At 67.0% G+C, this 13,185-nt stretch carries 14 protein-coding genes; 9 read left to right on the top strand and 5 right to left on the bottom strand.

What is annotated here, in order from left to right:
• Position 1: 1 nt before the first annotated feature.
• Genes HNO53_RS16040 through edd form a run of 5 tightly spaced genes read right to left on the bottom strand, consistent with a single transcriptional unit; the run spans position 2 to position 5,678 of the window.
• Positions 2–964, bottom strand: coding sequence for a carbohydrate kinase family protein (locus HNO53_RS16040; RefSeq protein ID WP_209473600.1), 963 nt, complete (start codon positions 962–964; stop codon positions 2–4).
• A 42-nt stretch (positions 965–1,006) separates the two neighbouring features.
• Positions 1,007–1,882: an aldo/keto reductase gene (locus tag HNO53_RS16035; protein ID WP_338034793.1), complete on the bottom strand. Its 876-nt coding sequence runs from the start codon at positions 1,880–1,882 to the stop codon at positions 1,007–1,009.
• Positions 1,879–2,814 (bottom strand): aldose epimerase family protein, encoded by a 936-nt coding sequence (locus HNO53_RS16030; RefSeq protein WP_209473598.1) that lies wholly within the window; start codon positions 2,812–2,814, stop codon positions 1,879–1,881. The genes HNO53_RS16035 and HNO53_RS16030 overlap by 4 nt, the downstream gene beginning before the upstream one ends.
• Before the next feature lie 12 nt (positions 2,815–2,826).
• Entirely contained in the window at positions 2,827–3,795 is a 969-nt protein-coding gene (gene glk, locus HNO53_RS16025) for a glucokinase (RefSeq protein ID WP_209473597.1), read from the bottom strand.
• Positions 3,792–5,678: a phosphogluconate dehydratase gene (gene edd / locus HNO53_RS16020; RefSeq protein ID WP_209473596.1), complete on the bottom strand. Its 1,887-nt coding sequence runs from the start codon at positions 5,676–5,678 to the stop codon at positions 3,792–3,794. Before edd ends, glk begins: the two co-directional genes overlap by 4 nt.
• A 199-nt stretch (positions 5,679–5,877) precedes the next feature.
• Between edd and HNO53_RS16015 the strand changes: the two genes are divergently transcribed.
• The 9 genes from HNO53_RS16015 (at position 5,878) to HNO53_RS15975 (ending at position 13,151) form a co-directional block, all read left to right on the top strand.
• Entirely contained in the window at positions 5,878–7,011 is a 1,134-nt protein-coding gene (locus HNO53_RS16015; RefSeq protein WP_209473595.1) for a GNAT family N-acetyltransferase, read from the top strand.
• 74 nt (positions 7,012–7,085) lie between these two features.
• Positions 7,086–7,424 carry a cell division protein FtsB gene (gene ftsB / locus HNO53_RS16010; protein ID WP_209473594.1) on the top strand — a complete coding sequence of 113 codons (339 nt, stop codon included), beginning with the start codon at positions 7,086–7,088 and terminating at the stop codon, positions 7,422–7,424.
• Positions 7,417–8,148 (top strand): 2-C-methyl-D-erythritol 4-phosphate cytidylyltransferase, encoded by a 732-nt coding sequence (gene ispD, locus HNO53_RS16005; RefSeq protein WP_209473593.1) that lies wholly within the window; start codon positions 7,417–7,419, stop codon positions 8,146–8,148. Before ftsB ends, ispD begins: the two co-directional genes overlap by 8 nt.
• Positions 8,148–8,642: a 2-C-methyl-D-erythritol 2,4-cyclodiphosphate synthase gene (gene ispF, locus HNO53_RS16000; RefSeq protein WP_209473592.1), complete on the top strand. Its 495-nt coding sequence runs from the start codon at positions 8,148–8,150 to the stop codon at positions 8,640–8,642. The genes ispD and ispF overlap by 1 nt, the downstream gene beginning before the upstream one ends.
• Positions 8,635–9,696: a tRNA pseudouridine(13) synthase TruD gene (gene truD, locus HNO53_RS15995; RefSeq protein WP_209473591.1), complete on the top strand. Its 1,062-nt coding sequence runs from the start codon at positions 8,635–8,637 to the stop codon at positions 9,694–9,696. The genes ispF and truD overlap by 8 nt, the downstream gene beginning before the upstream one ends.
• Positions 9,697–9,700: 4 nt before the next feature.
• Positions 9,701–10,447 (top strand): 5'/3'-nucleotidase SurE, encoded by a 747-nt coding sequence (gene surE, locus HNO53_RS15990; protein WP_209473590.1) that lies wholly within the window; start codon positions 9,701–9,703, stop codon positions 10,445–10,447.
• Positions 10,434–11,114: a protein-L-isoaspartate(D-aspartate) O-methyltransferase gene (locus HNO53_RS15985; protein WP_209473589.1), complete on the top strand. Its 681-nt coding sequence runs from the start codon at positions 10,434–10,436 to the stop codon at positions 11,112–11,114. Before surE ends, HNO53_RS15985 begins: the two co-directional genes overlap by 14 nt.
• Positions 11,111–12,097 carry a DUF368 domain-containing protein gene (locus tag HNO53_RS15980; RefSeq protein WP_209473588.1) on the top strand — a complete coding sequence of 329 codons (987 nt, stop codon included), beginning with the start codon at positions 11,111–11,113 and terminating at the stop codon, positions 12,095–12,097. Before HNO53_RS15985 ends, HNO53_RS15980 begins: the two co-directional genes overlap by 4 nt.
• Complete coding sequence (locus HNO53_RS15975) at positions 12,090–13,151, top strand: peptidoglycan DD-metalloendopeptidase family protein (RefSeq protein ID WP_209473587.1); 1,062 nt, start codon at positions 12,090–12,092, stop codon at positions 13,149–13,151. The genes HNO53_RS15980 and HNO53_RS15975 overlap by 8 nt, the downstream gene beginning before the upstream one ends.
• Positions 13,152–13,185 lie beyond the last annotated feature (34 nt).

Here is a 13,185-nt window from a genome sequence, read left to right as displayed (position 1 = left end):
CTTACCCTCTCAATCCGGCCAGATCGTGGCGGTCGGGCAGCGCGGCGTAGGCCCCGGGGCGGGTCACGGCGTGAGCGCCGCAGTTGGCGGCGGTGCCAAGGGCACGCTGCAGGAACGCCTCGTCGTGATACCAGGCATTGTCGATACCATGCTCGGCCAGTTCGGCGAGCAGCCCACCAATGAAGGCGTCGCCGCCGGCGGTGGTGTCCACCGCTTCGACCGCAGGAGGTGCATGGCGCAGCTCTCTGCCCACGCCCACGGCACGCACCTCGCCGGGGCCGTTGGTGATCACCAACAGCTTGACGCCCGCAGCGAGCCGCTCGGCCAGCCAGGCGTCGGCCGGGTGGTCGGCACGCAGGTAGTCGAGTTCCTCGGTCGAGAGTTTGACCAGCTCGGCGCGGTCGATCAGTTGGGTGACCAGGGCGATGTCGGCGCTACCACTGGCCCACAGGTTGTGCCGTAGGTTGGCATCGACGCTGACCAGGCAGCCGGCGCGGCCGGCCATGTCGGCCATGGACAGGGTCGTCTCGGCGATTTCCGCCTCGGTCAGGCTGTTGCTGCAGAAGTGCACGATGGCGGGATTGGCGAACACGCCGGCCGGCAGGTGCTCGAGGCGGTAGAGCAGGTCGGCGGCGGGCGGGCGGTAGAAGTCGAAGGTGCGCTCGCCGTGGGCATCGCGGGAGACGAAGGCCAGCGCCGTGCGCGCCTCGCGGGTGCGCACCACGCCGGAGAGGTCGACGCCATGCGAGGCAAGTTCCGCGGCGAGGAAGTCGCCGAAATGGTCCTCGCCGAGCATGCCGAGGAAGCGGCTGGGCACCCCAAGTCGCGCGCAGGCTACGGCGACGTTGGCCGGGGCGCCGCCGGCATAGGGGGTAAAGGTTTCCGGGGCGTTGCCGGCCGCCTCGCCGAGGCGGCTGGAAAGCATGTCGACGAGAGCTTCGCCGAAGGCGATCACGGGCGTCATGCGTGTCCTCACGATGTGTCGTTGTTGCGGGTGGGCGTGCATTCACGCCACCTCGTGCCCCCGTGCAGCCTCGAGCAGGGCATACCAGGTGGGGGAATCCAGTTTGCATTCGGCATCCGCCTGCAAAGCGGCAATGCGCTCTGCACGCAGACTGCCGATCACCGGTCGTGGGCGACCCGGCAAGGCGCGCAGCCAGGCCAGAGCCAGCCCGGCTGGTGTCATGCCGAGCTCCTCGGCGAGGCGGATCAGCAGCCGTTCGGCCGGACCCTGGAAGACTCGCCCACCGCCCAGGGGCGACCATACGAGCGGTATCAGGCCGTCGCCGACCAGCGCATCGTAGCTGCCATCGAACAGCGGTTGATGATGCTCCAGCGAAAGCTGCAATTGATGAGCCGCCAGGCGGTGGTGCATCGCCGCCTGCAGGCGCCTCCACTGGTCTGGAAGGAAATTCGAGACCCCGACGGCGCCGACCTTGCCGGCATCGATGGCGTCATCCAGTGCGCGGCCGGTGGCCTCGGCGTCCATTAGCGGGCTGGGTCGATGCAGCAGGAAATGGTCGAGACGCTCGACGCCCAGGCGGGCCAGCGAGGCCTCGATGCTGCGGGCGAGGTACGTCGGCGAGCTGTCGTAGTGCTTGACGCGAAACGGCGAGGCGTCGCGCACCGGGTTGACGATGCTGGCCTTGGTCACGACCCTGACGCGTGATGCGAGTCCGGGGCGCGTGCGCAGGGCGTTGCCGAACAGAGCCTCGCCCTGGGTGTCGCCGTAGATGTCGGCATGATCGAACCATTCGAGCCCCTCGTCGAGGCGGGCCTCGACCCAGGCTGCCAGGCGCGCCGGCGGGTGCAGGTCGGTCACCTCGTGCAGGCGCATCATGCCCAGCAGGAAAGGCGTCTCCAGCGATCCGGCGGGCTTCACGAACCGGCCTCGCACGACAGGGTGGTGCCCAGCAGGTGCTGGGCGCCGGGAACCAGCCATACCGGATCGAGACGGGTATTGGCCGATTCCACGCAGAGGAAGTGGCTGGCGGCGTCGACCGATGTGTCATCGGGCGGTGTCTCGCCCGGATGCCACACCACCGCCGAGTCGCTGCCCTGGCGGGCGACGCGCAGGCGACGGTTGCCGTCGTCGAGCACCACCTCGGCGTTGCTGTGATAGATGCGATCGAGTCCTCCGCGCACGGCGAGCTCGCCCTGCTGCTCGCGCTCGGCCAAACCCGCCAGCTTGTCCAGGTAGCGGGCGCCGGCCAGGCCCTCGACGCGACAGGCGAAGCTGTCGGTCACGGCCAGGTAGCTGTGCAGGGCACCGCTCAGTTTCACCGGGGTCTCGCCGACGTGCTCGGTGATCAGCTCCACGTGCAGGCGTCGGGCGTTGGCCTGGATCACCGTGCGCGGCACCAGCTGGCTATGCAGGCGTTCGGTGGGGGAGAGGTGCAGTTCTACGCCGCCCTCGTGCTCGTCCACCGCGTCGAGGCGCCATTGGGCCTTGCGCGCCGGGCCGTGCATGGGGCCGGAGCGATCCGGGCTCTCGTCGGCGCCGCGCTCGTCGGCGAACCAAGGCCAGCACAGCGGGATGCCGCCGCGGATGGCGCCGGGCAGCGCCTGGGGCGTAGGCGTGACCCATAGCCAGCCGCCGGGCACCAGCGCCTCTTCTCCCTCGCCCGTGGCCTCGACCACGCCTGCTCGCGCAGCGGTGGCCGCGGGGAAAAAGTGAAGCACCTGAGCGCCTTGCAGACAGACGGCCAGCTCGCCCCAAGGTTCGCGTGCCAGCCAGACGCGGCGGTCTTGCCACTCGCATTCACGCTGACCGTCAGTGTCGTCGAGCAGGGCTCGCAGGCTTTGCGGAATCATTCGCTCTCCCTATCATTCCACTTCTTCGTTGTGCAGGGCCTCGGCAGCGCCCAGCAATCCCGGCCAGGGAGCAGTAACGACGCGTACCGGGATGGTGCGCGTGTAGTCGCTCATGCGCCCCTTGGCGGTGAAGGCTTCGACGAAACGGCTTTGGGGCAGCCAGTCGAGCAGGCGCGGCAGGATGCCGCCGCACAGGAAGACCCCGCCGCGTGCCCCCATGGTCAGGGCGGCGTCGCCGCAGACGTCACCGAGGATCTTGAGAAACCTCAGCAGGGTATCACGGGCGATGCCGTCGCCGCTTGCGGCCGCGGCGGTGACCTCGGCCGGCGTCCGGCAACCGGGATTGGCACCTTTAAGCGAGCAGTGGGCGAGATAGAGGTCGAGCAGTCCCTGGCCGCACAGAATACGCTCCACGGACACCCGGCCATAGCGGTTGCGGAAATGACGCAGCAGGTTCTGTTCGCGCTCGTCGGTGGGGGCGAAGGTGACGTGGCCGCCTTCGGTGGGCAGCGGGATCCAGGCATGCCGGCCGGGAAAGATGCCGCCAACGCCGAGGCCGGTTCCTGGCCCGATCACCAGGCAGGCGGCATGCTCGCGCGCCACGCCCGGGTGAATCTCGACCAGCTCGTCGGCCGCCACGTGCGGCACACCCAGCGCCTGGGCCGTAAAGTCGTTGATCACCTTGAGCCGCTCGAGACCGAGTGCGGCTTGCACGTCGCGACGGGAGAACGACCAGTGATTGTTGGTCATGGTGACCCGATCGTCGCCGATGGGGCAGGCGAAGGCCAGGCAGGCCTCCCGCGGTGCCGCCTCGGCGGCCAGCCCGACCCGTTCAAGGTAGTCACGCACCGCCTCCACCAGACCGGGATAGTCGGCACAGGGCAGGGCGAGGATCTCTCGCGGCACGTGCTCGCCCGGGGTCACCAGGGCGAAGCGGGCGTTGGTGCCGCCGATGTCGCCGATCAGGGCCGGTCGGGTCATTGATCCTCCTGGGCGATCTTCTCGAGTTCGCGGGAGAGTACCTCGTCCTCGAAGCCGCCGAACACGCCGGCGCCCAGCTCGGCACTGGCGGCAAGGTGGCGGAAACCGCCGAACAGCTCACGGCCCAGGCCGAAGTGGTAGTGCTCCAGGTTGGGGTCGATACTTGGGCGGCCGGCGAACTCGGCGGCGTCGACCAGTGCGGTCAGTTCACCGCGCTCGGCATCGAGGCGCACCACGTCGCCGTCGCGCAGGCGCGCCAGCGGGCCACGATCCACCGCCTCCGGGGTGACGTGGATGGCGGCGGGAACCTTGCCCGAAGCGCCCGACATGCGCCCGTCGGTAACCAGCGCCACCTTGTAGCCGCGATCCTGCAGCACACCGAGGAAAGGGGTGAGCTTGTGCAGCTCGGGCATGCCGTTGGCCTTGGGTCCCTGGAAGCGCACCACCACCACCACGTCACGATCGAGTTCGCCCGATTCGAAGGCGGCCTTGACCTGGTTCTGGTCGTCGAAGATGCGTACCGGCGCCTCGACGATCCGGTTGGCCTGCTTCACCGCCGAGACCTTGATCACGCCGCGTCCGAGGTTGCCGTCGAGCACCACCAGTCCGCCGGTGGGGGCGAAGGGATTGGCGACCGGGCGCAGCACGTCGGCGTCGAGGCTCTCCTTCGGCCCTTCGCGCCAGGTAAGCTTGCCGTCCTCGAGGAAGGGCTCCTGAGTATAGGCGGAGAGATCGGTGCCGAACACGGTGGGGATGTCGGCGTGCAGCAGGCCGGCCCCGAGCAGCTCGCGGATCAGCAGGCTCATGCCGCCGGCAGCCTGGAAATGGTTCACGTCGGCGCTGCCGTTGGGGTAGATCCGGGTCAGGCTCGGTACCACTGCCGAGAGGGCGGTAAAGTCGTCCCAGTCGATGGTGACGCCGGCCGCCGCGGCCATCGCCACCAGATGCAGGGTATGGTTGGTGGAACCGCCCGAGGCGAGCAGGCCGACCATGGCGTTGACGATGGCGCGCTCGTCGATCTGCCGGTAGAAGGGTCGGTAGTTGCCGCTCTGCTCGGTGTTGCGAATGGCCTGCTCGGCGGCGTAGCGGGTCAGCGCCTCGCGCAGCGGAGTGCCCGGATTGACGAAGGAAGCCCCGGGCAGGTGCAGGCCCATCATTTCCATCATCAGCTGGTTGGAGTTGGCGGTGCCGTAGAAGGTGCAGGTGCCGGGGCTGTGGTAGGAGCGCGATTCGGCCTCGAGCAGCTCCTCGCGGCCGACCTTGCCCTCGGCGTAGAGCTGTCGTATGCGGGCCTTCTCGTCGTTGGGCAGGCCGCTGGGCATCGGGCCGCCGGGGACGAACACCGCCGGCAGGTGGCCGAAGCGCGCCGCGCCGATGAACAGCCCCGGTACGATCTTGTCGCAAATGCCCAGGTAGAGCGCGGCATCGAACATGTTGTGCGACAGCGCCACGGCGGTAGCCATGGCGATCACGTCGCGGGAGAACAGCGACAGCTCCATGCCCGGCATACCCTGGGTGACGCCATCGCACATCGCTGGTACGCCACCGGCGAATTGTGCGGTGCTGCCCATGCCGCGGGCGGCTTGCTTGATGATCTCGGGGTAACTCTCGAAAGGCCGATGGGCCGAAAGCATGTCGTTATATGACGAAACGATGCCCAGGTTGGCGCTATTGGTTAGTTTGAGGCTGTCCTTGTCGCCGGCGTGATCACAGCCGGCAAAGCCGTGGGCCAGGTTGCCGCAGGAGAGCTCGCCGCGATGCACGCCCTGCCTGTGCTGTGCAGCCATGTGCGCTTCGTAGAGCTTGCGGCGCTCGCGTGAACGCTCGCGAATGCGGCCGGTCACCTGCTCGACGGTGGGGTTTAGTGCGGTGGGGCGAGCCATGAGAGCACCTCGCGTCGTTGGGTGATAGATGTAAATTTACACAATTGTGTCCCATCGCGTGGCAGATTTGAAGGTGTCTGGCCGAAACTATGTAGTTTTATTACAGCGATGGAAAAGGTTGGGTAGGTCTGGGCACAATGTAGGCGGCTGTCGGTCAGTTGTCAGCCGGCGCTTCGGTCACCTGCCTCACGGAAACACCATGTCCGAGCTGATTCTCAAGCGGCTGCCAGCCATCGAGGCGGTGGCGGCGACGCAATGGAACGCGCTGGTCGATGAGGACCACCCCTTCCTGCGCCATGAATTTCTCCATGCGCTTGAGGCGAGCGGGGCGGTGGGACGGGCGACCGGCTGGGTGCCGAACCACCTCACGCTATGGCGGGGCGATGCCCTGGTCGGCGCGATGCCGCACTACCACAAGTTCCATTCCTATGGCGAATACGTGTTCGACTGGGCGTGGGCCGATGCCTGGGAGGGGGCGGGTGGACGCTATTATCCCAAGGGACTCACGGCGATCCCGTTCTCTCCGGTACCAGGACCGCGGTTGGCCCTGGCCGCTGACGTCGACCCCCTGGCGGCCCGGGAGCTTCTGGCCGCGGCGTGGGAGGAGAGCACGCTATCGAGCTGGCACCTGCTGTTCGCCCAAGATGACGAAGTCGAGGCCTGGCTCACTGCACGCCCCGACCTGCTGGTGCGTCACGGCGTGCAGTTCCAGTGGCAGGATCGCGGTTACGGCGACTTCGAGGGTTTTTTGAGTGCACTTACGGCGAAGCGGCGCAAGACGATTCGCCGTGAGCGCCGCCGGGTGGCCGAGCAGGGCCTGACCCTGCATCGCTTGACCGGCGAGGCGATCGGCGAGCGCGAGCTCGAGCACTTCTTCCGCTGCTACGAGATCACCTATCTCGAGCGTGGCCGTCATGGCTACCTGAATCTGGACTTCTTCCGACGCTTGCGTCGCACCATGGCCGATGCGCTGGTGCTGATTCAGGCACGCCTCGATGACCAGCCGGTCGCCGCTGCCCTCTGCCTGCAGGGCAGTCGTACCCTCTTCGGGCGCTACTGGGGCAGCGAGGTGATGGCCGACTGCCTGCATTTCGAGGCCTGCTATTACCAGGGAATCGAGCACTGCCTGGCTCACGGCCTGACCTGCTTCGATCCCGGCACCCAGGGCGAGCACAAGCTCACGCGCGGTTTTGCCCCCCGCCGGCTACGCTCGCTGCATCACATCGCCGACCCGAGGCTGCGTGATGCCCTGGCCGGCTTCTGTGACGAGGAGCGCCGCCACGTCGAGGCCTACTGCCGGGCCGCCGAGCGAGCCTTGCCCTACCGCTGCTGAGACGTTCAGCGCGTGAGCCGGGCAGGCGATGATGGCATAATGCCGGCCATTCAGAATCATGAGGACGTCAGTCGATGCTCAAGTGGCTTGCCATCGCCCTGCTGCTGTTGCTGGCGCTGCTGCAGTATCGCCTGTGGCTCGGCGACGGCGGCATTCACGAATTGCGCGAGATAGACAAGCGTGTGGCCATGCTCGACGCGGCCAACAAGCCGCTGCGCGACCGCAACGAGCGGCTGGCCGCCGAGGTGGTGGATCTCAAGACGGGCCTCGATGCCATCGAGGAGCGCGCGCGCAGTGATATCGGCATGGTGCGCACCGACGAACAGTTCTATTGGGTACCGGGCGTGGGGGCCGAGAGCGGTACAGGAGGGCGCGGCGTGACGGATGCACGGGCGGGGCACCCGAATGAGTAAAAACCTGTGGCTGGTGGTGCCGGCGGCGGGCCGTGGTCGGCGCATGGGCTCGGATGTGCCCAAGCAGTACCTGCCCCTGCGCGAGCGCCCGGTGCTCGCTCATACCCTGGCGCGGCTGCACCGGGCCTTTCCGGCGGCACGGCTCTGCCTGTGTCTCGACGTCGACGACGACCACTTCGATCCCGCCTGGGTGCCTTTTTCTCACTGGCGGCGCACCCCGGGAGGCAGCGAGCGGGTCGACTCGGTGCGCTACGCCCTGGCTGCCATGGCCGATAGCGCCGCGGACAGCGATCTGGTGATGGTTCATGACGTGGCGCGCCCTTGCGTGACGCAGACGGACCTCGAACGCCTGTATATCGCGCTTTGCGAGGACGAGGTGGGCGGCCTGCTTGCCGCGCCGGTCGCCGACACCATGAAGCGCGACGACAGCCATGGTCGCGTGGCTCGGACGGAGTCGCGATGCGGCCTCTGGCAGGCGCAGACCCCGCAAGGGTTTCGCTACGGCCTGCTGCGCCGGGCACTGGACGAGGCCGCGGTGAACGGCCTCGTGGTGACCGACGAGGCGTCGGCGGTGGAGGCGCTGGGCCTCGCACCGCGACTGGTGCCGGGCAGACGCGACAATATCAAGATTACCCACCCGGAGGACCTCGCGCTGGCGGAGCACATCCTGGCCGCTCAGCAGGGCATGTCCCCACTCAATCATTCCCACGAGGAGGCGCCCTGATGCTGCGCATCGGCCATGGTTTCGACGTTCACCGCTTCGGTGAGGGCGACCATCTGATGATTGGTGGCGTTGCCGTCCCCTTCGATCACGGCTTCGTTGCCCACTCCGATGGCGACGTGCTGCTGCACGCCATCAGCGATGCGTTGCTTGGCGCCTGTGCGCTGGGCGATATCGGCCGCCACTTTCCCGATACCGACCCCGCCTGGGCCGGTGCCGACAGTCGCGGCCTGCTGCGTCATGTGCTGTCGCTGGTGCGCGAGGCGGGCTATCGCGTTGGCAACGTCGATGCCACGGTGATCGCTCAGGCACCCAAGCTGGCACCCCACATCTCGGCCATGCGTGAGCGTATCGCCGAGGATCTCGAGCTTGCCCTGGATGCGGTCAACGTCAAGGCGACCACCAGCGAGCGGCTAGGCTTCACCGGTCGTGGCGAAGGCGTTGCCGCCGAGGCCGTAGTGCTGCTGACCCGTGCGGGGGAAATGTCGCGTGAGTGACTCGCTGCCGAGTTGCTGGCCCCGCGTCAGCGAAGCCGAGTTCGGCCCTCCGCGCAGCGGGGAGTTTCGCGCCACCCCAGAGGACTTCGTGGTGGAAGAGGTCCTTGGCTTCGCCCCCGAGGGGCAGGGCGAGCATCTCTGGCTATGGATCGAGAAGCGTGGGCTCACCACGCTGGAGGTCGTGCGCCATCTGGCACGGGCCTGTGGCATGACGCCGCGCGCCATCGGCTATGCGGGCATGAAGGATCGCATTGCCGTGACCCGTCAGTGGCTTTCGGTACACTTGCCGGGCCAGCAGGCGCCGGAAGACCTGGCGGCGCGGCTTGACGCTCTCGGCGTTAGAGTCTTGGAGCAGGTTCGCCATCCGCGCAAGCTCAAGCGTGGCGTACATCGGGCCAACCGCTTCCAGCTGCGTCTTTCGGGGGCGGCCATAAACGACGAACTCGAGGCGCGCTGGGCCTGGCTGTGTCGACATGGCGTACCCAATCTGTTTGGCCCCCAGCGCTTTGGTCCGGCAGGCCGTAACCTGATACGTGCCCGGTCGCTGCTGGCGCGAGGCTGGCGCAAGCGTGACGATCGTGAGGGCATGCTGCTCTCGGCCGCGCGCAGCTACCTGTTCAATGAGCTCACGGCCTTGCGGCTGTCGGACGGCAGCTGGCGGCACTTGGTGGCGGGTGACGTGGCGATACTCGACGGCACCGCGAGCCAGTTCGCTGTGGATGCCGTGGATGCCGAGCTTGGCGAGCGGGCCTCAAGGCTCGATTTGCATCCGTCCGGTGTGCTGTGGGGCGTGGGCACGTCCCTCGCCAGGGGCGATGCGCTGTACTACGAGAACGCCATTGCCGAGCGTCATGCTGTGCTCTGCCAAGGCCTGGAGCGGGCCGGGGTCCGCATGGCTCGGCGTGCCCTGCGCATGCGCCTGGATCAGCCGCGGCTCGAGAGGGATGGGAGGGAGGCTCGGCTCGACTTCCTCTTGCCGCGCGGCAGTTTCGCCACGGCAGTGCTGCGTGAACTCATCGACCACCCCACTCTGACGCTTTCCACGGAGGCCTGATCGGATGCGCCGACTTCTGCTTTCCAATGATGACGGTGTGCATGCTCCGGGCCTGCACGCTCTGTACGACGCCCTGGCGCCCCATGCCCGGCTGCGCGTGGTGGCGCCTGACCGCGACCGAAGCGGTGCCAGCAATTCACTCACCCTCAATCGGCCCCTGGCGCTCACGTCGCTGGACAACGGCTTTCATTGTGTCGATGGCACCCCGGCCGATTGCGTCTACCTGGGGGTCAACGGCGTGTGGGACGAGCGCCCCGATCTGGTGATCTCCGGCATCAACCACGGCGGCAACCTGGGTGACGACGTACTCTACTCCGGCACCGTGGCGGCGGCCATGGAGGGGCGAAACCTGGGCATGCCGGCGATCGCCATGTCGCTGGTGGGTTCACGTTACTTCGATACCGCCGGACGCGTGGCGGCGAGCCTGGTAGGGGCGGCCGACCAGCTCTCGCTGCCTCCTCGCAGCCTGCTCAACGTCAACGTGCCGGACCTGCCTTGGGAGGAGATCCAGGGCTTTCGCGTCACTCGGATGGGCTACCGCGGCCCGGCAGAGCGGCCCATGGAGGTGCGTGACCCTCGCGGCCGCCTGCGCTACTGGATTGCGGCAGTGGGAGAGAATGCCGATGATGGTCCCGATACCGACTTTGCCGCCATCGAGGCGGGCTATGTTTCGATCACGCCGCTGCAGACTGACTTGACGCAGCGTGCGGCCATCGAAGATGTGCAGGGCTGGCTGGATGCATTCACCTGAACGATTACCCGAACTGCTGCGCGGCGTCGGCATGACGTCGCAGCGAACCCGCGACCGCATGGTGGCGCGCCTGGCAAGGCAAGGGGTCGCCGACGAACGAGTCCTCCGGGTGATGGCCGCCGAGCCACGTCATTTCTTTCTCGACGAGGCATTGGCTCACCGCGCCTACGAGGATACCTCGTTGCCCATCGGCCACGGCCAGACCTTGTCCCAGCCGTGGATGGTGGCGCGGATGACGGAGCTGGTGATGCAGGAAAACCCGGGGCGGGTGCTGGAGATCGGTACCGGCTCCGGCTACCAGACACTGATCCTGTCCCGCCTGGTGCCGGAACTCTGGTCTGTCGAACGAATCAATGCCTTGCATCACCGGGCGGCGAAGCGGTTGCGCCTGTTGCAGGCGCATAACGCGCGCCTGCGCCTGGCCGATGGCGGACACGGCTGGCAGGAGGCGGCGCCGTTCGATGTCGTGCTGCTCACCGCCTGCGCCCACGAGTTGCCCGAGCTGCTGATCTCGCAGCTCAGTGAAGCGGGTGTGATGATTCTGCCCTTGGCCGACCCCGACGGCGAACAGTGGCTGACCCGGGTGCGCCGAATGGGGGCTCAACATGAGGTTCAGCGGCTCGAGCGCGTACGCTTCGTGCCGCTGCTGCAAGGAGTGATTCGTTGAAGCGACAATTCAGTACCTTTCTCAAGGGGGCCGGGATGGGGGCGGCCGATGCCGTGCCCGGAGTCTCCGGTGGCACCATAGCCTTCGTCACGGGCATCTACGAGGAACTCATTCATACCATCAAGCAGTTCGGTCCTAGTGCTTTCACGGCCTGGCGACGCGGTGGCCTGGCGGCGCTCTTCGCCCATCTCAATCTGGCCTTTGCCATTCCGCTGCTGCTCGGTATCGGGGCCAGTCTGGTCAGCGTGGCGCATCTGGTCGTCTGGCTCATGGACGATTACCCGTTGCTGCTCAACGGTTTCTTCTTCGGCCTGGTGGCGGCCTCGGCCATCGTGGTGAGCCGTCATCCCGCCGACTGGAAGCTCTGGCACCTGATCCCGCTGGTTCTGGGCCTGTTGCTGGCTCATGGACTGCCGTCGCTGATGCCGCTGGTCACACAACTGGGTAGTCCCTCGCTGGTGTTGATTGTCGGCGGTGCCATAGCCATCAGCGCCTTGTTGCTGCCCGGCGTATCCGGCAGTTTCCTGCTGTTGACCATGGGGCTTTACGGCACCGTGATGCAGGGGATCCGGAGCTTCGATCTGTCGCTGCTCTCGACTTTCGCGGTGGGTTGCCTGATTGGTCTTTTCGGTTTCTCGCGGCTGCTTTCCTGGCTGCTGCGCTACCACCACACCGCAACACTGCAGCTGTTGATTGGCTTCATCGTCGGCTCGCTGCCGGTACTGTGGCCCTGGCGGGAGCTGATACGCTACCAGCTCGGGCCCGAGTCGCAGGTGATCCCGCTCGAGTACCGCTATCTGACACCCGGCGACTACGCCAACCTGACCGGGGAGCCTGCTCTGCTGGTTCCCGTGGTGATCGCCATGGCGGCCGGTGGCGTGCTGGTCCTGGCGTTGGGTCGCCATTCGCGGGGCGGGGAGTCTGGCAAGGCCGACAACGGCTCTCGCAAATCGTCTGACAAGAAGGAGGGCTCCAATGCGTAAGGTATTTCTCGTCTCGGCCGTTGCCATGGCAGTGGCTGGCTGTGCCGCTCAACAGGAGTATTCCACTCCCCAGGTCCGCGACCTGTCGGTGAGCCGCGAAAGCACTCCGGCCAGCCACTATACGGTCGAGGCCGGCGATACCTTGTACGGTATCGCCTGGCGCCACGACATGGACTATCGCGATCTGGCCAGGCTCAACCAGATCGGCCCGCCCTACCGTATCCAACCCGGCCAGCAGTTACGTCTGAGCGACGCTGCGGCGGCGTCGTCGTCCGGAGAGTCTCGCTCGGGTGAGCTGGGGCAAGGCCAGGTCGCGACGGCGACGGCTCTCGGCGGCGGCACGGCGGCTCAAACGGGGGATGACGACTGGCTGCTGCCCGACGAAGAAGCCATCGAGCGTAACCGGAGGTTGACGGCCGAGCCACTCTCCGCGGAGGAGGGCGTTCCCAGTGATACTGCCATAGCCGGGGCGCAGAGCATTGCCGAGGGCCCGACTCAGCCTGAAAGCCAGCCGCAGACTCCGCCGGAGCCCAGAGTCGAGCCCGAAGCAGCCACCGCCGTGCAACCCGAGCCCGAGCCCGAGCCGCAACCGGAAGCTCAACCGCAGGATGCGGGCACCGAGGTGGCCGGGGAGCCTGAACGCCAGCCCGAGAGCAATGGTCGCAGCTATACACCGGTAGCAGAGGTCCCCTGGCAGTGGCCCGCAGACGGTGAGCTGGTCGGTCGCTTCGGTGAAGGCGGCAGCATAACCGCCGGCATTGATATCGCCGGGCAAAAGGGGCAACCTGTCAGAGCAGCCGGACCTGGTATCGTGGTCTATGCCGGCAGCGGGGTGCGGGGCTATGGCAACCTCATCCTGCTCAAGCACAATGACCAGTACCTGAGCGCCTATGCCCACAACGACAGCCTCCGGGTGACGGAGAACGATGTGGTCGAAGCCGGTCAGGTGATCGCCACGATGGGTGATAGCGATGCCGAAAGCGCCAGGCTGCACTTCGAGGTGCGCAAGGATGGCCAGCCTCAGGACCCCCTGAAGTTCCTGCCGGAACGCTAGTCAATATCGCGGTTGCCGTCGGAGCGTCACAGGT

The sequence above is a fragment of the Billgrantia antri genome, assembly GCF_017868935.1.
Classification (GTDB): domain Bacteria; phylum Pseudomonadota; class Gammaproteobacteria; order Pseudomonadales; family Halomonadaceae; genus Halomonas; species Halomonas antri.
Note: the sequence above shows the minus strand (reverse complement) of the source record. Positions and strands in the feature narration are given on the sequence as shown.